General features: G+C 71.5%; 25 protein-coding genes. 10 read left to right on the top strand and 15 right to left on the bottom strand.

Annotated elements, in window-relative coordinates; genetic code table 11:
* Window positions 1–209: 209 nt before the first annotated feature.
* Window positions 210–1,049 (bottom strand): class I SAM-dependent methyltransferase, encoded by an 840-nt coding sequence (locus ACZ6RT_RS20890; protein WP_399193756.1) that lies wholly within the window; start codon window positions 1,047–1,049, stop codon window positions 210–212.
* 146 nt (window positions 1,050–1,195) lie between these two features.
* Between ACZ6RT_RS20890 and ACZ6RT_RS20885 the strand changes: the two genes are divergently transcribed.
* Window positions 1,196–1,873, top strand: a complete 678-nt coding sequence (locus ACZ6RT_RS20885; RefSeq protein WP_470155444.1) for a winged helix-turn-helix transcriptional regulator — start codon at window positions 1,196–1,198, stop codon at window positions 1,871–1,873.
* 116 nt (window positions 1,874–1,989) lie between these two features.
* On the opposite strand, the gene ACZ6RT_RS20880 is transcribed toward ACZ6RT_RS20885, so the two are convergent.
* From ACZ6RT_RS20880 to ACZ6RT_RS20860, 5 genes are all read right to left on the bottom strand, one after another.
* Complete coding sequence (locus ACZ6RT_RS20880) at window positions 1,990–2,760, bottom strand: hypothetical protein (protein WP_470155442.1); 771 nt, start codon at window positions 2,758–2,760, stop codon at window positions 1,990–1,992.
* Entirely contained in the window at window positions 2,757–4,328 is a 1,572-nt protein-coding gene (locus ACZ6RT_RS20875; RefSeq protein ID WP_470155440.1) for a substrate-binding domain-containing protein, read from the bottom strand. The genes ACZ6RT_RS20880 and ACZ6RT_RS20875 overlap by 4 nt, the downstream gene beginning before the upstream one ends.
* Window positions 4,325–5,449 carry a hypothetical protein gene (locus tag ACZ6RT_RS20870; protein WP_470155438.1) on the bottom strand — a complete coding sequence of 375 codons (1,125 nt, stop codon included), beginning with the start codon at window positions 5,447–5,449 and terminating at the stop codon, window positions 4,325–4,327. Before ACZ6RT_RS20870 ends, ACZ6RT_RS20875 begins: the two co-directional genes overlap by 4 nt.
* Window positions 5,450–5,571: 122 nt before the next feature.
* Entirely contained in the window at window positions 5,572–6,129 is a 558-nt protein-coding gene (locus ACZ6RT_RS20865) for a hypothetical protein (protein WP_470155436.1), read from the bottom strand.
* 12 nt (window positions 6,130–6,141) lie between these two features.
* Window positions 6,142–6,423: a hypothetical protein gene (locus ACZ6RT_RS20860; RefSeq protein WP_470155434.1), complete on the bottom strand. Its 282-nt coding sequence runs from the start codon at window positions 6,421–6,423 to the stop codon at window positions 6,142–6,144.
* A 198-nt stretch (window positions 6,424–6,621) separates the two neighbouring features.
* On the opposite strand from ACZ6RT_RS20860, the gene ACZ6RT_RS20855 reads away from it, so the two are divergent.
* Window positions 6,622–7,485, top strand: coding sequence for a hypothetical protein (locus ACZ6RT_RS20855; RefSeq protein ID WP_470155433.1), 864 nt, complete (start codon window positions 6,622–6,624; stop codon window positions 7,483–7,485).
* Between the two features lie 210 nt (window positions 7,486–7,695).
* Here ACZ6RT_RS20855 and ACZ6RT_RS20850 read toward each other — a convergent pair whose 3' ends face one another.
* Window positions 7,696–8,493, bottom strand: coding sequence for an MBL fold metallo-hydrolase (locus tag ACZ6RT_RS20850; RefSeq protein ID WP_470155431.1), 798 nt, complete (start codon window positions 8,491–8,493; stop codon window positions 7,696–7,698).
* 47 nt (window positions 8,494–8,540) lie between these two features.
* Between ACZ6RT_RS20850 and ACZ6RT_RS20845 the strand changes: the two genes are divergently transcribed.
* The 3 genes from ACZ6RT_RS20845 to ACZ6RT_RS20835 all read left to right on the top strand — a co-directional run bounded on the left by ACZ6RT_RS20845 (window position 8,541) and on the right by ACZ6RT_RS20835 (window position 10,720).
* Window positions 8,541–9,026 (top strand): MerR family transcriptional regulator, encoded by a 486-nt coding sequence (locus ACZ6RT_RS20845; protein ID WP_470155429.1) that lies wholly within the window; start codon window positions 8,541–8,543, stop codon window positions 9,024–9,026.
* Between the two features lie 172 nt (window positions 9,027–9,198).
* Window positions 9,199–9,627 carry a nitroreductase family deazaflavin-dependent oxidoreductase gene (locus ACZ6RT_RS20840; RefSeq protein WP_399193774.1) on the top strand — a complete coding sequence of 143 codons (429 nt, stop codon included), beginning with the start codon at window positions 9,199–9,201 and terminating at the stop codon, window positions 9,625–9,627.
* Window positions 9,620–10,720, top strand: a complete 1,101-nt coding sequence (locus ACZ6RT_RS20835) for a winged helix DNA-binding domain-containing protein (protein WP_470155428.1) — start codon at window positions 9,620–9,622, stop codon at window positions 10,718–10,720. The genes ACZ6RT_RS20840 and ACZ6RT_RS20835 overlap by 8 nt, the downstream gene beginning before the upstream one ends.
* Window positions 10,721–10,952: 232 nt before the next feature.
* Here the strand turns inward: ACZ6RT_RS20835 and ACZ6RT_RS20830 are convergent, their stop codons facing one another.
* From ACZ6RT_RS20830 to ACZ6RT_RS20820, 3 genes are all read right to left on the bottom strand, one after another.
* A complete protein-coding gene (locus ACZ6RT_RS20830) occupies window positions 10,953–11,420 on the bottom strand; it encodes a DUF429 domain-containing protein (RefSeq protein ID WP_470155426.1) in 468 nt (155 codons plus the stop codon).
* Window positions 11,417–11,698, bottom strand: a complete 282-nt coding sequence (locus ACZ6RT_RS20825; RefSeq protein ID WP_470155424.1) for a hypothetical protein — start codon at window positions 11,696–11,698, stop codon at window positions 11,417–11,419. Before ACZ6RT_RS20825 ends, ACZ6RT_RS20830 begins: the two co-directional genes overlap by 4 nt.
* Before the next feature lie 164 nt (window positions 11,699–11,862).
* Window positions 11,863–13,101, bottom strand: coding sequence for a hypothetical protein (locus ACZ6RT_RS20820; RefSeq protein ID WP_470155422.1), 1,239 nt, complete (start codon window positions 13,099–13,101; stop codon window positions 11,863–11,865).
* A 337-nt stretch (window positions 13,102–13,438) separates the two neighbouring features.
* Here ACZ6RT_RS20820 and ACZ6RT_RS20815 point away from each other — a divergent pair, with 337 nt between their 5' ends.
* On the top strand, window positions 13,439–14,689 hold the full coding sequence (locus ACZ6RT_RS20815) for a sensor histidine kinase (protein WP_470155420.1): 1,251 nt from the start codon (window positions 13,439–13,441) through the stop codon (window positions 14,687–14,689).
* Window positions 14,686–15,333 (top strand): response regulator, encoded by a 648-nt coding sequence (locus ACZ6RT_RS20810; RefSeq protein ID WP_470155418.1) that lies wholly within the window; start codon window positions 14,686–14,688, stop codon window positions 15,331–15,333. The genes ACZ6RT_RS20815 and ACZ6RT_RS20810 overlap by 4 nt, the downstream gene beginning before the upstream one ends.
* A 99-nt stretch (window positions 15,334–15,432) precedes the next feature.
* On the opposite strand, the gene ACZ6RT_RS20805 is transcribed toward ACZ6RT_RS20810, so the two are convergent.
* Window positions 15,433–15,780 carry a VOC family protein gene (locus ACZ6RT_RS20805; protein ID WP_470155416.1) on the bottom strand — a complete coding sequence of 116 codons (348 nt, stop codon included), beginning with the start codon at window positions 15,778–15,780 and terminating at the stop codon, window positions 15,433–15,435.
* Between the two features lie 144 nt (window positions 15,781–15,924).
* Here ACZ6RT_RS20805 and ACZ6RT_RS20800 point away from each other — a divergent pair, with 144 nt between their 5' ends.
* Window positions 15,925–17,109 carry a transglycosylase SLT domain-containing protein gene (locus ACZ6RT_RS20800; RefSeq protein WP_399193789.1) on the top strand — a complete coding sequence of 395 codons (1,185 nt, stop codon included), beginning with the start codon at window positions 15,925–15,927 and terminating at the stop codon, window positions 17,107–17,109.
* Between the two features lie 26 nt (window positions 17,110–17,135).
* Window positions 17,136–17,753, top strand: coding sequence for a hypothetical protein (locus ACZ6RT_RS20795; RefSeq protein WP_470155414.1), 618 nt, complete (start codon window positions 17,136–17,138; stop codon window positions 17,751–17,753).
* A gap of 139 nt (window positions 17,754–17,892) precedes the next feature.
* Here ACZ6RT_RS20795 and ACZ6RT_RS20790 read toward each other — a convergent pair whose 3' ends face one another.
* From ACZ6RT_RS20790 to ACZ6RT_RS20775, 4 genes are all read right to left on the bottom strand, one after another.
* Window positions 17,893–18,855, bottom strand: a complete 963-nt coding sequence (locus tag ACZ6RT_RS20790; protein WP_470155413.1) for a tetratricopeptide repeat protein — start codon at window positions 18,853–18,855, stop codon at window positions 17,893–17,895.
* Window positions 18,842–18,979: a hypothetical protein gene (locus tag ACZ6RT_RS20785; protein ID WP_470155412.1), complete on the bottom strand. Its 138-nt coding sequence runs from the start codon at window positions 18,977–18,979 to the stop codon at window positions 18,842–18,844. The genes ACZ6RT_RS20790 and ACZ6RT_RS20785 overlap by 14 nt, the downstream gene beginning before the upstream one ends.
* A gap of 97 nt (window positions 18,980–19,076) precedes the next feature.
* Entirely contained in the window at window positions 19,077–19,850 is a 774-nt protein-coding gene (locus ACZ6RT_RS20780) for a MerR family transcriptional regulator (RefSeq protein ID WP_470155410.1), read from the bottom strand.
* 570 nt (window positions 19,851–20,420) lie between these two features.
* Window positions 20,421–21,608 carry an esterase-like activity of phytase family protein gene (locus ACZ6RT_RS20775; protein WP_399193798.1) on the bottom strand — a complete coding sequence of 396 codons (1,188 nt, stop codon included), beginning with the start codon at window positions 21,606–21,608 and terminating at the stop codon, window positions 20,421–20,423.
* Window positions 21,609–21,960: 352 nt separating this feature from the next.
* Between ACZ6RT_RS20775 and ACZ6RT_RS20770 the strand changes: the two genes are divergently transcribed.
* Window positions 21,961–22,203, top strand: coding sequence for a hypothetical protein (locus ACZ6RT_RS20770; protein ID WP_399193801.1), 243 nt, complete (start codon window positions 21,961–21,963; stop codon window positions 22,201–22,203).
* The last annotated feature ends 189 nt before the right edge of the window (window positions 22,204–22,392 follow it).

The raw sequence follows: 22,392 nt of genomic DNA, 5'->3' as shown, positions 1-22,392 counted from the left end.
GATCGTCGCGGCGCGAAGTCAGCGACCGGCGAGACAGCTCTCAGGAGTCCTGTCATAGCGGGTGGGGCCGGTTCACTGTGCCCGGTGGGCGAACACCCCCCGCCGGGTCATGATCCGGAAAACGTCGGGGCCCTGGTCGCGGCCGAGAACGGGACCGTCCGGGATCACGATGGCCTCTCGGGGTGGGCTGCCGCCGGCGGTTCTCGTCGTCAGTCGCGCTTGCGTGCCGTGAGGAGGAGGTACTCCCACTCCATCACCGTTCTTCCCTCACCGTGCATATGGCGGCGGGCCAGTTCGGTGAGGGCGTGGTCCAGTGCGGCGACCCGGTCGGAGTCCCCTGCCATTCCCCGGTAGACGGCGACGGTCGGGCCGTAGTTGGCCTTGAAGTAGTCGAGGAACGCACCGGGGTGAGCGAACCGGTCGATCGTGACCGTCTGCCGACGTGCGACGACATCGGTGACCGCGTCTCCGAGCAGCGCGCGGACATGATCCTCGCTGCCCCACAGCGGAGGGGGTTGCGCGCCGGACGGAGGCGGAGGCGCGTACGGTTTCATCGTCGCGAACATCTGTCCGACGAACCCCTCCGGCGTCCAGTTGAGCAGGCCGATCGTGCCGCCCGGACGGCAGACCCGGACCAGCTCGCCGGCGGCGACCCGGTGGTGGGGGGCGAACATGACCCCGAGACAGGACATGACCGTGTCGAACTCGCCGTCGGCGTACGGCAGGGCTTCCGCGTCGTCCTGTCGCCACTCGACCTCCGCGCCGCGCCGTGCGGCCAGGGCTCGTCCCGCCTCCAGCAGTTCCGGGGTCAGGTCGCCGGCCACCACGCTCGCCCCGGTCAGCGCCGCGGGGATGGCGGCGTTGCCGGACCCGGCGGCCACGTCCAGAACCCTGTCCCCGCGTCCGACCCCGCACGCCTCGACCAGGATCGCGCCCAGCTCGGGGATGATCTCGGTGGCGACCGCGGGGTAGTCGCCCAGCGCCCACATGGCGCGGTGCCTGGCCTTCAGCGCACGGTCGGCCTCTGACGCCTCGCCCTGTACGTTCATCGTGCTTCTCCCTCATCGTCGCGGTGGACTGGGATCGACGGTAGGGAGGGACGGATCCGCCATCCAGTACACGATCTGTACCAGCACCCGCCGAGAGCCGGTCGGCTCTCACCGGCGTTCACGGCGGCGGAGCTTAGACTCGGGGCGTGGGCTCCTCGTATCACCAGTTCTGCCCGGTCGCCAAGGCCGTGGAACTGCTCGACGAACGCTGGACGCTGCTCGTCATCCGGGAACTGGTGTGCGGGACCGAGCGTTTCAACGACCTGCGTCGCGGCCTGCCGCGCATGTCCCCCACGCTGCTGTCCCGGCGGCTGCACCGGCTCACCCATGCCGGCATCGTGGAGAGGCGCGTCGAAGACAATGATGTGCGATACGTCCTGACCCAGGCCGGCCACGAGCTGCGACCGGTGGTCGAGGCACTCGCCGCCTGGGGCGTCCGCTGGATCGGAGAGCTCGGCGACGAGGACCTGGACCCGAAGCTGCTGCTGTGGGACATGCACCGCAACGTCGACCGGACCGTCGTTCCGGACGGGCGGACGGTCGTCGAGTTCCGGTTCCCGGACGTGCCACCGAGCAGTCGCCACTGGTGGCTCGTGATCACACGTGGCGAGGTCGACGTCTGCGACACCGACCCCGGTCACGCCGTCACCGTGACGGTGACCGCCGGCCTGCGGAGCATGGTCGAGGTCTGGCGCGGCGACCTGAGCTGGCCGGACGCGCTGCGCGCCCACGCGGTCGAGGTGCAGGGCCCCGAAGCGTTACGCCGCGCCGTGCCCGTGTGGTTCACACTCCCCGGCTGGGCTTCCGTACCCCGGCCCGTCTAGGACGCGGACGTCCGTCCTGCCGGGCTGCTTTCCTCTCTTTTCCGATGACGTGGATCGCTCATCGAGCGCTTCGGAGATCGTGCCGTCGGCCGGCGCCTGTCGCCCTCGACGGGTCGTCACTGGAAGATGGTGAGGACGGGGGAGATCACCAGCTGGCGGGTGCCGGGGTCCCAGTGCCTGATCTTGCCGAGGCAGCGCGCGGGGAACGGCTCGTCGGGCACGCTGCGGCGCAGCTGGGCGGTTTCGCAGGTGACGGTCACCCTCGGCAGGTCGTCGGAGAACTCGTCGGGATCGCCGTAGGGCGCCGAGAACGTGGTCGTCGTCTCGGACGTGGCCGTGACCCTGAACCGTCCCATGACCGAGACGAAGGTGAACGGGTCGAGTTCCTGCAACCGGGCCGCGTCCACCCGCTTGGCCCGCTTCTCGTAGGTCCGCTGCAGCGCGTGGTCCAGGCCGGCGCTCGGCGTGATCGTGCAGTTGAAGAGATCGACGTACACGATGTCGTTCGCGTTGTCGAGCGCGCGGGCGATGCGCCCGATGACCGTGATCGGCCCCTCGTCCTTGATGGACTTGATGAGCTGCTCCCTCTGGTCCTCGGCCGTCATCTCCGTGCTCACGCGAGAGAAGTTGCCCTTCACCTTGCCCCCGAAGCCGCGGCGGGTCGTCTCCTGGACCGAGCGCTGCAGGTCCGGGTACTTGTCCTCCTGCAGGTAGAGGTCCATGGCGTAGTCCTCGTCGAGGTAGAAGCAGCTCCCCGGCTTGTGCCTCCTCACCCAGGCCGACCGGCGGCGCTCAGTGAGCGTGTACACCGCCCAGGAGCCCACCGCGACGACGAAGGCCCCGACGGTGATCAGTTGCCACACCAGCATCCATCCTCCAGAGGTCATCGGCAGCCACGGGTCTCCTTGAAAGCCCGATCCAGCGAGGACGCGTCGGCGTCCACCATGCGTCCGCCGGTCGCCTTGGCCACCCGGTCCAGTTCGGCCGGGTCGGCCTCGCCGAAGCGGATGGCGTACGTGTGCACGGCCCTGGTCTCCGGCGGCAGGGCCCTGTACCGGCTGAGGAACTCCTTGGGTCCGATGCCCGCGTTGTTCAGGCCGTCGGTCATCAGCACGATGGTGACCGGCCGTTCCGGGTCGGCGCGCCTCAGTTCGCCGGCGCGCCCGTAGGCGTGGTCGAGCGCGGACCACACGGCGGTGCGCCGGTCGAACCTGTCGGTGGCGAGGAACGCGCGGATGGCGTCGACGTCGTGCGGGCCGGCGATGGTGAAGCCGCGTTCCGCCCGGACGTCCCCGCCGAAGCGCATCAGGATGAACCGCTCGCCCCGGTAGAAGCGTACGAACCTGCCGACGGACGAGTCGTCGTCACCGCTGAGTCCCTCGAAGGTGGATCGCAGCGCCTTGATCCGCTTCCTCCTCATGGAACCGGAGTAGTCGAGTACGAAGATCACCTGACCCGCCGACCTGGCGCTCGGGTCGTAGCCGGCCAGCAGCCGGTCGACGACCTCGGGGCGATCCGGGTAGTACAGCGCGTTACCGATCTCCGTACGCAACCGCGGATCCCGGGTCACACCGGGATCGACGGGGCGGCGCAGCGTGCGCTGCATGATCTTCCGCTGCGTGTCCGCGCGGGTCAGCCATGCCACGACCTTGTCGTAGGCGGCGCGGCGCGCCGGATTGAACAACAGCAGCGGGTACTTGGACAGCACGATGCCGTCCTCGGGGTAGACGATCTCCAGCGGCTCGCGCAGCCTCCCGCTCGCGTTGAGGGACAGAATCGTCGACTCGTACTCGATCAGCGCGTCGGCCTTCCCCTGGTCCGCGACGAACGCGTCGACGAGCCCGGCCGACGACGCCGCGGTCAGCGTCCGGCCGGAGAACAGCCCGCGTAACCGGTCGCAGGTGACGTCCTGCGGACGCAGCGCGCTGCCGGTGCCGGCGGCGGCGGTGGCCACGCCGACCAGGGCGGCCAGCCCGCTGTTGGCGTGGCGCGGGTCGGCCATGCCGAAGCGCACCAGGCCTTCGGCCGCGCCGTCCGCGATGTCCGCCCAGGACAGCTTCGGGTCCGGTGCGTTGCGGCGGAGCCGCTCCGCGGTCCGCGGCCGTACGCCGACCACCACCGGTGACATCATGATCTCGGTGGACAGGGGGCGCAGCCGCCTGCCCGGCTCCTGCAGCTTGAGCTGCAGGTAGCGGTCGTCGGACAGCCAGGCCAGGTCGTGGTCGTCGTCGCCCTTGGCGAGCGAGACGGAGGCGTCCACGGTGCCCCGGTGGTCGAGGACGACCTCGATCCCGGTGTCCCGCCGGAGCTCGTCGAGCAGCGGGCGCAGGTCGGCGAGCTCGGAGCTCGCCAGCACCCGCAGTTTCGTGTCCGGCTCGTCCGGGGCACAGCCGGTGCCCGCGATCAGCATCGCGCAGGCCACCAGGCCGGCGAACGCGCGCGGACGTCGCCTCATGGTTTGCACTCGCCGACCTCTTCGAGCAGCTTTCCCAGAAGGGGCAGCTCCGGAAGTTCCGCCCGGGTGTAGTCGGTGCGCTCGTCGGGCCTGGGCACGAGGCGACTGTCGAGCAATTGGAAGAGCCGTCTGGTCCCGGCGGTGTCGGTGCCGTCGATGACGCGGAAGCCGAGTTCCGCCATGCGGTAACGCAGCGCGGAGTCTTTGAGCAGCAGCTCGCCGAGCCGGTCACCGTCGTCCGTGTTGAGCGAGATGTACCCCGGATCGGTCTGGAGCTCCTGCTTCGGGTAGAGCAGCACCCGCTCGGTGTCCGGACGCCCGGTACGGCGCCGGTGGTCCTGCTGGTAGGCGAAGAACTGGTGCTCGTACACCACGACGACCGGCCCCTGACTCTTGCCCTCCGGTGTGACGTAGATGAGCCAGAGGTCCGACTCCGGCATGCCGGTCGCGACGATGAGCGGCCGGACCTCCTTGGCGATCCGCTTCACCTCGGCCTCGGTCTGCACCGGCTGGTCGTCGTTCTCCACGAAGGCGACCAGGCCGAGGTAGGTGGCTCCGGAGTTGGACCGGCACACCCCTGCGGTCTGGGCGAGTACGCGGTTGCCGTTGGTGATGCTCCTGCCGCTCGGGGCCGTGTACGTGCCGATCCCGATGTCGTTCCAGGTGTCTCCGCGTTTGCCCAGCTCGATGAACTTCGCCGTGTCCAGGGTGTAGTAGAGCGCCCGGTCAGGCCCGCCCGAGTGCCGATCCGCGACGCCGTTCCTGACCAGGGTCTCGGCGTACTCGCGGTAGCTGGCGAGCACGATCGGGCTGGTGAACAGGCGCGTCGTCCGGACGTACCGACCCTCCTTGCGGCGGTCGCTGTCGATCAGATCCGCGGCCGGCTGCCCGGACGGGAAGGCGAAGTCGTAGTACTGGGTCTTCTGGTTGACCACCTCGTACACGACCTCACTCGAGCCGCGCGCGGTGACCTCGACCCGCATGTTGTGCTTCAGCAACAGCCGCTGGACTTCCTCGTCGTTGAAGAAGTCCTGTTTGGAGGCCATGATGCCGCGGATCGTGACGACCGGGTCGGCAGGGTCGGCCGGGGCGGCCGGCGTGCCCGCGACGTGCAGGTTCACCAAGCCGAGTACGGCGACACAGACGGCGATCGCCGACAACCACCCCAGGGGCGAACGCCAAAAGGGGGGTTGACGGGGGATGGTGAGTGAAGGTTCTTCAACGACGTGCGAGAGATCGGCTGTCACCGCAACTCCTTGCACTCACTTTCGCCTACATCCCAAGCGTATGCGCCAAGACCCGACAATGAGGGCAATTCCAAGGTATGTCGTTGGGGCGAATGTCCCACAATGGAATGAGTGACAACAAGTGGCCTGTTTATCCAGAAAGACGGAGAGTGTCCAATCATCCAGACGTGAAACAGATGCGAAACGATCAAGGACGATCTCGACCATAGTGGTAGGTCAAACGGCCCCAGCGGCCGTGATGGCAATCTCTCCCAAAGGGGACCGACTCCTGCCGGGACGCTCTCCGGACCGGTCACCACGCCCTTCACCAGGAAATTCCTTGATCGCTTTTGGTTGATCCCGAGTAGCCGCAGGTCAATGACCATGAACCAGTGCGAACCGGTCTCGGTAACGTTTCCGCAGGTCATCTCGGGCACCAAAAGGGCCTTGGGACACCCCTGGGCCGTGGTGAGCAAAGTTGGGGACCATTCGCCGAGCACTTCAAAGATCTTGCCGTTGGCTCGCGTCTGCCGCCGTTCAACGCACTTGGCGTAAACCGGCAGCAGCACGTCCACGCTGTGACCGGTTCACCGGGCCACAGCCTGTCCGAGAAGGTCGCAGTTCTGGCGGCGCAGACCCGCAGCTTCCTCCGGACGTAGAGCCACGTAGTACATGCAGGCGAACATGCCATGCAGCCGTCCACCCCGGGTCCGGCCGACCATACGGACCGCCCTCAGCGGCGCACGAGCCTGTTCTGGATCGACGACGGTACGGGAGTCGGCTACGCCAGCGGTCGCGGGCGGAGTCCACGTGATCGCGTACAGCGGGTTGGCGGGCAGTTCCTTCTGTTCCACGGCGAGTTCGAGCAAGGAATGCAGGCCGCACGCTTGCGGCGCACCGTGTTGGCCGCGACCTCATTGCCGCGAAGGTCACCGTGATCGCGTCCAGCGCGGTCCGCGGTTGTGCATAAAAGCGGTCTCTGCAATTATCTGCGACTTAAGGATCTCCCGCTGTATCGCGTCCGGTTCCTGGACCGCGTCAGGCCCTATAGGAGGCTGATCTTCACCATGCACTCCTGGGTTGATCACTGGCCGATCGTCGATCCCACCATCCCTCCCCACGACAAGCGCCGGATCCTGGGAAACCAGGATCTCATGAGAATGTCAGTGGCCTCCCAACAGCGCCATGGCCATTCTCAGTCCTCGAGCGGTTGGCTGATCGCCATCGCCGCAATTTTCTGCACGACAACCGTCGCCTCTATTGGCGTGGCGATTGCCGAAGGGGAACCGGTAGCCCTAGTCGTCCTCGTCTTGCTCTCTGTGCTCATGACAACATTCTTCGTGTGGGTATATCAGGGATCCGCCGATCGGCTGGCACGCGTCTACCATGATCGCTATGTGCTCCCCAGCGATCTCGACAACGAAGCCCACGCCCTGTTCCGGCGAGCCACCAACGCGACCATGACAGTCAGCTGGTCCCAAACCAGTCAGCGGGGATTTCTGGATTCCGTCGCCAACAACGTGCTGTTTCCCCATCAACTGTGGGAGATCAGTCGGCTTCTACGCTTTCAGAGCATTCTCCGCGCTGAGCAGGCCGCCGCCACCCGTGGCGTCGTCGTCACTCCTGAGCTGAGGGCCGTATTGGCCCCCCAGCAGCAGGCCCTACGGCATTCGGTCGCGACGGTCACACGGCGGATCGTGGAGCTTGAGGCCTACGCGCATCGAGTCCAGGAGGCGGATGCCGCGCTCAGGGCTCATGAGCAGCTACAGCACAACGACAAGTACCGTTATCTGCTCGCGCATACCGATGACAGAATGGGCATGCAGAACCTCATGCAGCAGGCAGCCGCTGTGGAGAGCACTCTCACACGAAGCGTGCAGGATGCCATCGCAGCGGGTCAGACCCTGGCTGTGCCGGCCTCCGGCTACTGACTCGTGGGCTCGCCGTACAAAGAAGCGCGTCGAAGTGCGCTTCCCGCTCGCAGGTGTAGCAGTCCGCGGGCATCGTCATGAGGTCCGATGGTACGGGCCGGGCCGGTCGTGTTGCGGCCGTACCGGGGCCTCGATGAGTGCCGGGACCTTCGAGAGGTCACGTGTCGGTGCGTGTACCGGGATCCACCGCCGTCCCGCGATCGCCCAAGGTCAGCGGTAGCGGTCCAGTTCCCACGGATCGTGGGCGCTGATGACCGAGACCTCGTCGCCGTGGTCGCGGACGAGCTCGCGCAACCGGGCCTGGGTGCCGAGCCGAAGGTCGCGGTGCACCTCCGAGCCGGTCTGCACGATGTCGAGGAGGGGGTGCGGATGCGGGTTCCCGTCGAGTTCCCGGTGGTAGTAGTAGGCGTCGCCGCAGTGCAGGAGCCAGCGATCGCCGTCGCGCACGGCGACTCCGGTGTGGCCTGCGGTGTGGCCGCCGAGCGGGACCAGCCGGATCTCCGACGGCAGGCCCCTGGGCTGGACGGAGGTGAACCCGAACCACTCCTCGCCCGGCTCGGGGGTGTAGGGGACCCATCTGGGGCCGTGTGCCCAGTGGGCCGGGCGGTAGCGGAAGCCGGGTGCCTCGGTGGTCGCCGCTTCCAGCTCGGCGGCGAGGACGTGGACCTGGGCGTCCGGGAAGTCGGGCAGGCCTCCGCAGTGGTCCACGTCGAGGTGGGTCACGATGATGTGGCGTACGTCATCGGGTGAGTGTCCCAGCCGGACGACCTGGCGGAAGGCGGTCTCCTCCTCGTCCAGTACGGGCTGCGCCATCTCGACCCAGTCGGACCCGAGGGTTTCGCCCGGGTCGCGGATGTCACCGAGGCCGAGGCCCGTCTCGACGAGGACCAGGCCGTCGGAGTCGGTCTCGACCAGCAGGCAGTGGTTGACGGCGTGGGCGGGGGCCGGGCCGTCGTAGGTGGCCTCGATCTGCCGTACGGACCCGCAGTTGAGGTGGTGGATGTTCATGGCGGCTAGTGTGTGACTTGAAGTGCGATTCAAGTCAAGGAGGCACGGTGGCCGAACCGCTGCTGGACATCGCCGAGGTGGCCGAGCGTTCCGGGCTGGCGCCCTCGGCTCTGCGGTTCTACGAGAAGAGGGGCCTCATCGCCTCGTCGGGTCGCAACGGCCTGCGCCGTACCTACCGGTCCGACGTTCTCGATCGTCTCGCCCTCATCGCCTGCGCCCGCGGCGCCGGGTTCACGATCGCCGAGATCGCCAGGTTCCTGGTGGCCACGCCCGACGACACCGGGCTGCGGGCGCGGATGGCGGAGAAGGCGCGGGAGCTGGAGGAGGACATCGCCCGGCTCACCCGGATGCGCGACGGTCTCCACCATGCCTCGACGTGCATGCACGAACCGCTCGTGGCATGTCCCGACTTCAAGCGCACGTTCAAGGGCCCCGTGCCCCCGGTCATCGGCAGGGCCCGGCCGGACGGGCGACGGCCGACAGGCGTGGCGGCGGCGTCCGCGGGCCGCGCCGGGGCCGGCACCGGGGAGTGACATCTGGTCGCTCCTCCCCCGTCGTGCCGTCAGGGGAGGGATCGCCGTCGGGGTGTGGGACGTCTTCCGGCGGGTCCCGGGGCTTGGTCGAGCAGCATCGGCCTTGGCACGTCCGGAGGACCGGAAGACCGCACATCGGGAAATGTCCCCGGACGCCGATAGCGTGAGCGGCATGAGCGACGAGATCATCGATTCCCCCACCGACTGGGTCGCCAAGCACCTCCGCACCTACGTCGAGTCGAACGGCGCGAAGGGCCACCTCTACCACGGCAGGCCCACCCTGCTGCTGACCACCGTCGGGCGCAGGTCCGGGCTGAGGCGGCGGACCCCGCTGATCTACGGTCGCGACGGTGACGCCTACGTGGTCGTCGCCTCCAACGGCGGGGCCGACGACCACCCGCTGTGGTACCACAACATCCTGGCCCATCCGCAGGTCGAGGTGCAGGTGGAGGCCGAGGTGTTCACCGCCGTCGCGCGGACCGCGACCGCCGCGGAGAAGCCCGCCCTGTGGGAGCAGATGGTGGGGATCCACGGTGAGTACGCCGACTACCGGCGCAAGACCGCGCGCGACATCCCGGTGGTGATCCTCGAACATGCCTGAGGTGCTGGCCCTGCGTGCGCTCAACCGGGCGACCCTGGCGCGGCAGTCGTTGCTGGAGCGGTCGGCGCTGCCGGTGCCGGAGATGGTCGAGCGGGTCGCCGGGCTCCAGGCCCAGACCCCGCACACGTGGTACGTCGGCCTGTGGTCCCGGATCCGGGACTTCGACCCCGAGCGGGCGGCCGGTCTGCTGGAGGACCGGACACTGGTGCGGATCGCCCTGATGCGGTCGACCATCCACCTGGTCACCGCGCGCGACTGCCTGCGCTGGCGGCCGCTGGTCGAACCGGTCATCGGGCGCGTCACCCAGGGCGCGTTCGGCAGGCACCTGCGCGACCTCGACCTCGACGCGGTCGCCGCCGCGGGCCGCGAGCTCCTGGAGGAGCGGCCGATGACCTTCGGCGCGCTCGGCAAGGAGCTCGCCGCGCTGTTCCCCGGCCGCGACGCCGCGGCCCTCGCCCAGGTCGTACGGGCCAGGGTCGCCCTGGTCCAGGTCCCGCCCCGCGGCATGTGGGGCCGGAGCGGCCCGATCGCCCACACCAGCGCCGAGCACTGGCTCGGCGCGCCACAGGAGGCGGCCCCCTTCATCGAGGACTTCGTGACCCGCTACCTCGCCGCGTTCGGGCCCGCGAGCGTCATGGACGTGCAGGCCCACTGCGGGCTCACCCGGCTGCGCGAGGTGATCGAGCCGATGGACCTGCGGATCTTCCACAACGAGCAGGGCGGGGAGCTGTACGACCTGCCGGACGCGCCGCGGCCCGCCGAGGACACCCCGGCCCCGGTCAGGTTCCTGTACGACTACGACAACGTGCTGCTCTCCTTCGCCGACCGCGGCCGCATGGGCACCCTCGATCCCGAGCAGGTCAGGCGTGCCTGGCCCGAGCACGGCCCGGTTCCCGGTCCGGTCCTCGTCGACGGGACGGTCGCGGCCACCTGGGCGACCGTTCGCGAACGCGGCACCACGGTCCTCACCGTCACCCCGTTCGCTCCGCTCACCGCCCGCCACCGCGACGAGACCGAGGCGGAGGGCGAGCGTCTGCTGCGCCTCCTCGCTCCCGCAGACACTCACGCCGTCCGCGTCACCGCCCCCTGGTGAGCCGATCCCCGACGCGATGTGGTTTCCACGATGGTGAGGCGCCAGGACCCGTCCTGAACGGCATCGTCCAGGACGAGCCGGGTGAGGCCGCCGAATGAGCGGAGGGAGCGAGCGCGCTCTCCGGCGGGCTGTGGCGTTTCACCCCTGTGGCCCGTGCGGAGCCACGGCCGGGAGGCAGGACGCCCATCACCCGTCCAGCTCACTCGGAGGCGTGACGGAGCCCACGCGGCCCTCACCCGTGCAGCTCGTGCAGAGGCGTGGTGGGCAGGGCGATCCAGCCCTCGGTGCGGGCGGGTCCGATCTGCTCTCCCGCCGGGACGGTCGCCAGGCCCAGCGACGCGGCGCGGGCCGTGAGGGCGGCGACGACGGCGTCGGTGGCGTCGTCGGAGGCGCGGCAGACGCGCTCGTACGGGCCGAGGTCGAGCCAGGGCGCCGCTTCCCGTAGAGCGTCCACCAGGTCCCCGAGGGTCGCGAGGTTGGCGGAGCGTTTGTAGCCGCGGAAGGGGAGCCCCCACCGCCTGAGCGAGGCCGCGGGGTAGACCTCCACCACGACGCCGTCACCGCGGCGGTCGGCCGGACGGCCTCGGCGGGCGAGTTCGGCCAGCAGGCCCGCGCAGCGCATGGCGGTGTGGCCGATGCGGTCGGCGGAGACGCTCAGCGGGGTGAGACCGGTCAGGTCGTGGACCACCCGGTCGGTCACCCGGAGGGCGAGGTTCCTGCGCCAGTCCCGCCCGGCACGCCCGCGGGCACCCGGACGTGCCCGGCGCGATGGGCGGCGACGAAGTCGACGAACGCGTCCGGCCAGCCGATGGGGCAGTCGACACCGGCCTTGTCCGCGCCCATGACGGCCTCGACGATCATGTCGTCGTCCGCCTGGATCTCGATCCGGCTGACACGGGCACCGTCCGCGGACCAGTCGAGCCATGCCACGGCCGTCCTGACCGCCTCCGCCGCGAGATCGACCCCGACCGTGAGCATCCGTCCACGATAGATCGGCTCGTCCGGGAGGCGGACGGGGAGGCCGGGTCAGAGGGAGAGGCGGGAACCATCGGGTCGGCCGAGGACGCCGGGGTGACCGGATCAGCCGGAGAGGCCGGGATCACCGGGTCGGACGAGGACGCGGGGTGACCGGGGTGACCGGGTCAGCCGGAGAGGCCGGAATCATCGGAACGGCCGGGGACGCCGGGGTGACCGGGCAGGTCGACGTGGTCGAGGCGGCCAGGGCAGTCGGGTCGGCCGGGGCAGGTGTTCCGGCGGCGCCGGTGGTAGGCGAGGGTGGCCACGCCCAGCGCGATCCCCCACGGCACCCACAGCAGACCGGGCGCGGCGGAGCCGTTGATCCCCCCGTCGAGGAGGGCCCACCGCCACACCGCCAGCCCGGCCACGGTCACCGCGACCGTCACCACCGTGGCCGGGATCACGGCCATCGTCACCGGCACCCGGCGTCCGCCGAGGTAGGGCACCCAGCGCGGGAAGGTCTCACCCCAGCTCATGGCCAGCCCGGTCGTCAGCAGCGCGCCGCCGACCGCGCCCAGCGTCAGGCTGTACGCCAGGATCGGGTTGATCCCCTTGGACTGGAAGTCGGCTGCCAGCGCCCGGACGAACGCCTCGTCCACCCCGAGCGGGATGCCCAGGTTCCAGGCCGCCCGCTGCGCCGCGTACGGCAGCGGTGCCAGCACCGCCACGGCGGTGGCCCACCGGCCGATCCGCGTCCAGCGCCGCCGGTCGTCCGGGTCGGCGGGCGGGCGGCCGCAGGCGGCGCAGGGCGGGCGGCGCAGGACCTGCGTCGCGGTGGCGGCGAGCAGGATGCCCCCGGCCACGCACAGCGCCTGGTTGAGAACCGGCCAGTCGACCAGGCTCACGTTCCCGAACAGCGAGTAGGCGAGGTTCTGCAGGATGCGGACGTCCGGGGCCGCGAGCAGCAGGGGTGTCGCGAGGACGAACAGCACGGCGGCGAGCGGCCGGCGCGGCAGCCTGCGTCCCCACGGCATCACCGCCGCCAGCGCGGCCACCACCCCCGTCGCGCATCCGACGGCGATGACGGCGCCGGTGGGACCCGGTGTCGCGGCGGCCAGCCAGCTGCCCATGCTCTCGGCGTTCGCGTCGGAGGGACCGAACGGGAAGCCCGCCCCGCCGGACGCCCAGTACGCGCCCAGGGATCCGTAGACGAGGCACCACAGCGCCGCCGCCCACGCGACGAGCGCCGGGGGCCGGTCCACCGGGTGATCGTGACGCCGCCCGCCGGTCTCGATCCCGGTCTCGATCCCGGCCGCGGACGCCGAGGTCCCGGCCGCGGACGCCCGGTTTCCCCCTGTCGATCTCTCCGGCGGGCGCGTCGGCTCGTGCGCGGCGGCGCGGCCTGAGGGGGTCGGGTGGGACATCACGGCTCCTCGGTTCTGCCGCCCCGGCGGGGCGGTCACGGGTCGAGCCTCGCGCCCGGTACGGCCCGCGGGACATCCCCCGATCGGCAGACGCGGCGGGGGGCGCGGGTGACCTATGGTGAGGCTCGTGCCGACCACCCCGACGACCGCCGACCAGGGACGACCCGGTGACGACCGGGGACGACCGGGCGCCGGCCGGGAACGATCCGGTGACGACCGGGGACAAACGAGTGCCGGCCGGGAACGAGCGAGTGCCGGCCGGGGACGAGCGAGTGGCGACCAGGAACGACCGGGTGCCGGCCGCCCGGCCGTACGGGCGGGGGTGCCGGCCGGTGCGGTGGGGACGCTCCTCGCCCTGGCCGCGGTGCTGCGCCCGCACGCCGCTCCGCCGCACGTGCTGCCCGCCGTGCTGGCGCTGGGCACGGTGGGCGTGATCGCGGCCGGCCTGCCCCGTACCCGCCGGTTCGTCGCCGTCGCCTCCGGCACGGTGTCGCTGGTCTCGCTCGCCGCCACCACGGTCTGGTTCTCGGGCCCGGCCAGGACCGGTGGCGGTCCCTGGCCGCTGCTGCACACCCTGGCGATGATGATCCTCGTCGCGCTGGCCTGCCGCTGGGCGCCCGTCGCGCAGGCCGTGGCCGCCGGTGTGCTCGCGGTGCTCGCCCTGGCGTTCCTGGGGATCCCGATCACCGGCCTGGCGGCGGCGTCCGGGTGGGAGTTCGCCGCGATCTGCGCGTTCTGGTCGCTGGCCGCGTTCGTCGGCGCGGGAGCCGGCGGGTACCTGCGCTGGCTCGACGCGCAGCGGGTCCGGTCGGTGCGTCACGCGCGGCGGGCACAGCGCCTGCGGCTGGCCACCGACCTGCACGACTTCGTCGCCCACGACGTCAGCGCCATGGTCATCCAGGCGCAGGCCGCGCAGGTGCTGCTGCGCACCGACCCCGAGGAGGCGGCCCGGATGCTGCAGCGGATCGAGGCCGACGGCACCCACGCGCTGGCCTCCATGGACGGCACGATCCGGGTGCTGCGCGAGCTGGAGGAGGGCACCGCGGGAGCCCGTACGACGTCACCCGGTGTGGCCGACCTGCCGGAGCTCGTCCGGCGGTACGCCGGTTCGGGCACGGGCCCGATCGAGCTGGAGACGGACCCCGGGCTCGGCACGGGCCTGAGCCGTCAGGTCGACACGACCGTGTACCGGGTGGTGGTCGAGTCGCTGACCAACGTACGCCGCCATGCCGCCCCGGGCGCGACGGTCACCGTGACGCTCCGCCGGTCCGCAGAGGGGGTCTCGCTGACGGTGACCGACCGGCCCCCGGACACGGATCCGGGACACCGCGAACCCGGCGACCGGCCGGGTGCCCGCGAGTCCGGCGACCGGTGGGACGGCGTCCGCGACCCCGCGGGCCGGCGGCACAGCGGGATCGGGCTGGCCGGGCTGGCGGAGCGGGTCGAGGCGCTCGGCGGCACGTTCTCCGCCGGTCCCCTGCCGCCGGGCGGCTGGCAGGTGCGCGCGTGCCTCCCCGCGGGTGTCGCGGGGTCTCCCGGCGACGCGGTCGAAGGGTCTCCCGGCGACGCGACGGAGCCGGCGCCGTGACCATCCGGGTGCTCGTCGCCGACGACGAGGAACGGGTCAGGTTCGGGTTCCGCACGATCCTGAACTCGGCGCCGGACATCGACGTCGTCGGGCAGGCCGCCGACGGGATCGAGGCGCTGGAGCTGACCCGCAGGCTGCGGCCGGACGTGGTGATCGCCGACATCCGGATGCCGCGGATGGACGGGCTGGAGCTGACCCGGATCCTGTGCGCGCCCGACGCCCCCGTCGTGACGCGGGTCGTCGTGGTCACCACCTTCGACCTGGACGCCTACGTGCACACCGCGCTGCGCCACGGCGCGTGCGGTTTCCTGCTCAAGCACTCGGGCACCGCACTGCTGATCGAGGCCGTCCGCGCCGCGATGCTGGGCGACTCCCTGATCAGCCCGTCGGTGACGGTACGGCTGCTGCGGCGGCTGTCCGATGTGCGGGACGCGCCGGAGGTCCCGTCGCCGCTCACCGACCGGGAGCTCGACATCGTGTCGCTGGTCGCGGACGGCCGCACCAACCCGGAGATCGGTGCCGAGCTCTACATCACGCCGGGCACCGTCAAGACCCACCTGGCCCACATCCAGCGCAAACTGGGCGTCCGCAACCGGGTGGGCATCGCCGCCTGGGCGTGGGAGACCGGCCACCGGCGGTCGTGAGGCCGAGCCGCCCACGGGGTTCCGTGCGGTCGTGAGGCCGAACCGCCGCGGGCTCCGTACCGTCGGATCCGCTTCGCCGGGATCACCCCGCCGAGCGGGTCACACGTGTCCCAGGACGTTGACCACGCGGCCGTTCGGGTCGCGGACGAAGAACCGGCGGACGCCCCACTCCTCGTCCTGCAGCGGGTGCACGATCTCGGCGCCGCGCTCGCGCATGACCGCGTAGGCGGCGTCCACGTCCTCCACCTCGATGCTCATGTCCGGGACGACGGGTGCCGTCCTGTCCTCGGTCATGATGCTGATCTGCGCGGTGGGGGTGGACGGCGCGGCGAGGGTCACGATCCAGCCGTGGTTCATGACCTCCTGCAGGCCGAGGAGCCCGTAGAACGCGACGCTCTCCCGCATGGCGTCGGACCGGACGTTGGGAACGATGCGACGGGCGATCATCGGGCCTCCTGCGGCAGGTGACGAACATGAGGTGATCCTCCCGCCCAGGATGGCGCACGGGTGCCGCGCCCGGGCATCGCCTTCTGACCGGGACGGTCATCTTCCACCCCCTCCCACCGCCCTCGCTCGGGTACGTTGGGCCCGGTGAAGGATCAGCATGCGGAGATCGCACCGACGGGACGTGACCACCGGCCGGGCGGGCGGGTCGTGCCCGCGCGACGGAACCTCCCCGACCACGGGGTGCGGCACAGCCTCCCGGACCACGGGGCGCGGCAGGACCCTCCGGTCCGCGGGACGTCGCGGACGGGCCGGTCGCGAGGCAGGCCGGTGGTCGCCTCGCTCGGCGCGCTCGCCATCGCCCTGACCACCGCGCTCTCGGGCTGCGCCGCGTCGCAGGGTGCCGTCGCACCGGCCTCCGGCGACCGGGCGGACTCGGCCCCCGAACCGTCGCGGACGGAGCCGGCCGGCACGGACCCCGCCACCGGCACGGGACGGGCCGCGACGGCACCGCCCGGCGAGGGGACGGCGACGCCTCCGGCCGAGCAGGCAGCCGGTCAGGTACCGGCCCCGCCCGCGCCGGACGTGGCGATCCCCACCGACCCTGCCGCGCTGGCCCGCTCCCTGACCACGACCACCGCGCGGCTCCGGCGCGCCATCGACGACTGGAGGCGCGACGGCGACCCGGGCAAGGGGAACCCGCCCGAGCCGGTGGTGCTGCTGACCCTGCACCAGCAGCGCATCTACCGTCACCTGGTCCGCAACCAGAAGGTCGCCTCCCGCACCTACGCCCGGCTGCCCAAGGCGCTGGCCGCAGAGGCGAAGGCCAACGTGACGGCCGGACGCAACCTGCTCTCCCTGGTCAAGCCGATCAGCGGCGCGGCGAAGTTCCGTGTCCAGCCGGCCAAGCCCGCCGACTTCCTGCTCGCCCAGTTCAAGCACGCCGAGCGCCGGTTCAAGGTGGACTGGGAGGTGCTGGCGGCGGTCATGTTCGTCGAGACCAAGTTCGGCCGTGTGAGGTCGCCGAGCCACACCGGCGCCAAGGGGCCGATGCAGTTCATGCCGCGCACCTGGGACGCGTACGGGATGGGCGGCGACATCCAGGACACCCGGGACGCCCTGCTCGCCGCGGCCAACTACCTGCGCGCCTCCGGGGCGCCGCGCGACTACCGGCGCGCCCTGTACGCGTACAACCACTCCTACGCCTACGTCGACGCGGTGCAGCTGTACGCGCGCCAGATCGAGCGGGACGTCAGGAACTACTACGCGTACTACAACTGGCAGGTGTTCGTGGTCACCACCCGCGGCGACCGCCGCCTCACCGGTCCCTGACCGGGCCGCGGAGGGCTGGGAGAGAGATGCTGGCCGAGGAGTTCGGTTACCGGGTGCTGCCGGGGGCGGCTCTGGACACGCCCGGCGTGGAGGAGATCCTGCGGGGCCGGGAACGGCCGCTGCTCCTGGGGTTCGCCCTGCTCGCCGCCGAGGCGGTGCTGCTGGTGGTCGCGGCCGTGACCTGGGGGCCGGGGTCGGCCGCCGTCGTGGCCCTCGCGATCGCCCTTGTGGTGACCGCCGCCCCGGTCCTGCTCTGGCGCCGGGCCCGGCGCCTGGAGCGGGCGGTCGTGACCACCTACGGCTGGCAGGTGTGGCCCTGCGCCACCGAGTCCGTGCGGGTGATCGCCTCGGAGGGCCGGCGGGAGGGAGGACGGCGGTGGGGCCGGCAGAACCGGGTCGTGCTCCTGCGGCCGGACGGTCAGGCTCAGTGCACGTTCCTCCCTCCGGGTGAGGGGGCGCGGCCGGACGGGGAGGTCTGGTTCGCCGGTGACACCCGGTTCGGCGGGATGCTCGCGATGCCCGGCGGGCTTCCCTTCCGCTACGTCGTCCGCGCCAGGCCGGGCGGGGCCCGGGGCACCCCCGAGGAGGACCGCGCCGCCCGCGCCTCCGGTCTGATGCCCCGGTCCTGGCGTCCGCGCGGCTGACGCCGTGGTCACGTCCCCTGAGCGTCGTCCCCGCCACCGCGACCGGCGCTGCGACCGGCGCCGTGACCGGGAGCCCTCTCGGAGGCCGTCCCCACCGCAGTGACCGGGAGCCCCCGGAGGGCCGTCCCCGCCGCCGCGGTCAGGAGTCCCCGGACGTCGTTCCCACCACCGCGGCCAGCCGCTCCACCTCCGGATGGCCGTCGCCCAGCACCCGGCGCTTGATGGACAGCGCCTCCCGGTAGCGCCGATCCGCCTCCTCGGCCCGCCCCTGGAGCGCGTCCAGGCGCGCCAGGTTCACCTGGCACACCGCGACCTCGTAGTGATCGGCTCCCAGGCGGTCGCGGAAGACGTCCAGGGCACGGCGCAGCGCGTCCTCGGCCTCGGCGTGCCTGCCCTGGGCCGCGAGCACGGCACCGAGCACCGCCAGGTCCCCGGCGACCTGCGGGTGGGCCGGTCCGAGCGTCCTGCTCCGGATCTCGATCGCGGCCCTGGCGTGCTCCTCCCCTCCCGGAGCGCCCCGGGCGTGCGCGAGTCCCGCGAGGTTGTGCAGGGCGTCCGCCTCCATCAGGGGACTTCCGCCGTGCCGCTCCAGGTGGGACAGCGCCTGCCGGTACCGGGCTTCGGCCTCCTCGTGACGGCCGGTGTCCTTGCCCAGCACCCCCAGGGCCAGCAGGACGGTCGCCCGTCGTACGTGGTCGGTCTCCTCCAGCAGGGCGAGCGCCTCGTGCAGGTGGGATGCGGCCTCGGCGTACCGGGCCGCCCTGCGTGCGACGTCGCCCAGGAGGAGAAGCGCGTCGGCGAGCGAGCGGTCGCGCTGCGGCTCCGCGGGGGCCCGCGTCAGCGGTTCCACCGCCTGCCGGGCGCAGCGGTACGCCCGCGCGTACCGGGTGAGCCCGTGCCACAGCGTCGCCAGCTCGACCAGGAGCGCGGCCCGGTCGGCGGGGTCCACCCGGTGGACGGTCTCGTCCGCCCGCCGTGCCCACCGCTCCCCCTCGGCGTACCAGCCGCGTCCGCAGCAGTAGGTCCCGCGGAGCAGGTACCGCCGGATCGTCCTGATCCGGCGGTACCCGGCGAGCCGCGTGAGCCGCTCAGTCGGCGTCAAGGGGCGGTTCGCAGTGGTTGGCGATGCGGATGGCCTCCGCCGTCGCCGTGTCGCTCATCAGAACGACGAGGAACGGGACGGCCAGTGCCGCCGCGATGGTCCCCAGGCGTCTCATCACACGCATGAACGCTCCTTCCGTCGTGGTGCTCTCAGCCGTCATCGTGGCCACGCGGTCTTGTGGATCGCTTGGGAACGACTGCCACGACGCGCGGAGCACGGGTTCATCCCGCGTCCTCCAGTTTGATCATCAGGTGGGTGACGAGCCGGTCCGGCGGTGTGGTCGCGGGGTCGGAGACGTACACCTCGCGCAGCGGGCCGACGGGGGTGTGCCCGCGCTCTCCCGCCCAGGCGAGCAGCGCGTGCCCGGTGAGGGAGATCTGGTCGTACGGCCCCACGTGGGTGGCCGAGGCGTACGAGCCGCCCGGCAGGACGTCCCGGGACGTGCCGGGGACGTCCCGGGACGTCTCGGCCGCGACGGTCACCGGGACCTCCTGCGTGAGGTCGAGCGGGAACAGCCCGATCAGCAGCCCCTCGGGCGGGCCCACGGCCGCCATCAGCCGGGCCATGCACGCCGAGGTGACGGCGCCGATCTCCTCAGGTGCCGCGACGTCCCGCACCACGGCCACGCGCCGGGCCGGCTCGTGGACGACGGTCACCTCCGGGCGGGGCATGCCGTCGGAGAGGATGCGCTGCAGCGCGGCGACGTTGCGCTCGCGGCGTGCCAGGTCGGCCCGCATCCGGTCGCGTACCCCGTCCAGCACGCCGGTCTCGCCCTCCAGCACCCGCGCGATGGACCGCAGGGGCACGTCCAGGGAGCGGAGCATGGCGATCAGCATCGCGGCACGTGCCTGCCGTGGCAGGTAGTAGCGGTATCCGGTGTCCGGATCGACCCGGTCCGGGGCCAGCAGGCCCAGCTCGTCGTAGTGCCGCAACTGCTTGACGCTGAGCCGGCACAGCCGGGCGAACCGCCCGATCGGCAGGTGTCCCTCGTTCACGTCACCAGCATGGACGCTCCCACGGCGGGAGGGGCCGGCCGGGCCTGCAGGTCTGGCCGGCCCACCGCGGGGTACTCCTCCCTCCGAGGGCCGCCACGGCTCCTGAAATGACCGGAATTCATCCATTCATTACGGCTCGGGGATCCGCCCCAGGTCGTCTGAGACGCCCATTCGTATCGGTCGTACCTTATTCGGATTCGATGAGGCGTTTCCCTCCGGAGTAATACGCGCGACGAATCCCCCCGGCAGGGGGACGACCCGATTGGCCGGTGATGGCCGCCATGTAATCACCGTCCGGGGCCTCGCGGCGCGGACGCCGCCCCGTGAGATGACGACCCTGCCGCCGGGACCGTCCCGGGTGGCTCGTGACAGGCGGCTGATCGCGCGTCCGGCGCGCCCGGGACCTGAATGCCAGGTCCCGGGCGCGCCGAATCGTTCAGAAGGCGGATCATGCCGAAGGCGGATCGTTCTCAGGGCCGACCGTTCCGGTGCCGGACGGCCGTGAGACCGGGTCGACTCACAGCCGGGTCGCCTCGACCCCGGACGGCCTCAGAGCCGGATCACGGCCCCTCAGCAGCCCCGCGCGGCGAAGGCCAGGAACTGGTTGGCCTCCCGCCGGTCGAAGTTGTCGTCGGCGCCGACCACCAGCGTGCACTCGCCGGTGCGCAGGCGCGGGCCCCAGGCCAGGCTCTCCAGGTTCTGCACGGGCGTCCGTACCGTGCTGAGGTCGGAGACCAGGCGCTTGACCACCGGACGGTACGGGCGCCCGCCGACCAGGCTGTCCCTGTTCAGCACGTTCGTGGCACCGCCCAGGTCGACCTCGTACAGCTTGGCCCGGTAACCGACGCCCTCGATCCAGGAACGCTCCAGGGCGAGGTAGCGACGGTCGTCGATGGCCAGGATCTCCGACACGCCGCTGTCGGACTTGCCGTTCGCCGGGATCGGCGCCGCGGGCAGCGGGTCGATCGGGTAGGCGTACTGCGCGCGCGGCCGGCCGTCACGGCTCCACACGGTGATGCGGGCCGCGGCTCCGCGCCGGGCGGTGGGCACCGGGCCGTCCTCGTGGCGCGGCCCCTCGGTGACCGCGACGACGGAGTGCTCGGTGGTGGTCAGGCCCTCGAACCCGAAGTTCCGGCGGGGTCCGCTGGCGGTGGCGGTCATCTTCAGGTTGCCGGGCATCGACAGGTCGCCGAGGTGGCGGCCCCTGCGGTCGGTCCAGCGGACGAACAGGTCGGAGACGGGGATGTCGGGGTTGGCCTCGTCCGGCCGGTCGCCCTCCTGGGCCCAGATCAGGCGGCGGCTCCACCGGTCGAAGCGGATCGTCTCGGGGTCGGCGGAGCGGGGCCGGCCGTAGGCGGGGTAGGCGCTCCCGCCCTGGCGGCGCAGGGTGGTGACCCCGGTGAGGTTCACCCCGGTGAACGCCCCGGTGGCGCGGTCGATGGCCAGGCGGCCGGTGTAGAAACGGGCCGGGTTGTAGCGCCACCGGTCGTCGGAGATGAAGTACCAGGTGTCGGTACGCGGGTCGCGGTCGATCCCGGACAGGCCGCCGACGGTGGTCCCGGAGAGCCGCAGCTTGTGCGGCAGGCGCTGCTCCCCGAGGAAGCGGGTGATCCGGAGCTCCCTGGCGGGTGCCGCCGCGGTCGTCGTCTCCGTGGAAGCGGCCGTCGCGGCCGTCGACGACTGCGTACCGACGGCCGCGAAGCCGACCGTCGTCATGAGCGCGACGGCGATCGCCGTCATTCTGCGCGAATTGGCCATATGACTTTCCTCATCCCAGAAAACATCCCCGGAGGGCTGGCTGGAATATGAGACCGCGAACCACGGGAAACATCCACCGGAATCGGTGTTCGGAATGGCGTTGTCCACTTAATGCCACGCGTAGCCGAGAGTTTTTTATGATTTTTCATCATTGAATCGGCGATCGCGACAATGGCCTTCAAAGCCGGTCGGCACGGACAGCCGGGGCGAGACCGCGCGGGACGGCCGCCCCGCGTCAGGGACGCGCGACGGGGAGCGTGCGACGGGGTTTCCGGCCTCCGGGCGGGCGGGGGGTACTCTCGGAAGGGACGCCGACAACTCCGCCGGGTCTACTCCACTTGGACGGCGAATCATGGCGGACACCGAACCCGTATGCGAGCTGCACCTGCGGATCGCCGGGCAGCCCCACGACCTGATGCTGCGCGTGCACGGCCACCGGCCCACCGAGGACGAGGTGGCGGGCTGGATGCGGGACGGCGCGGTGACCCGGCTCCAGGTCACCGAGACGGCCGGCCGCGCCCCCCACACCATGCTGGTGAACTTCGGCAGCGTGGTCTTCGCCTGGCTCCGCCCCTACCAGTCCGGCCAGAGGTGAGTTCTCGGCGTGTCCTCATCGGCTCGGCCGGGGTGGATCCTCGACGTGTCCTCGCCGTCCCGGCCGGGAAAAGGATCGTCGACGCGTTCTCAACGGCCCGACGAGAAGCAAGAACCCGGCATGTACGCCGGCCGAGCCAGGGAGTGAACACGTGACATCGCAGGAAGGTCGCGGTCATCCGCTTCCGGG

The organism is Streptosporangium sp. NPDC050148 (assembly GCF_055586505.1).
The sequence above is the reverse complement of the archived record's forward strand: the minus strand, read 5'-3'. Positions and strand labels throughout refer to the sequence as shown.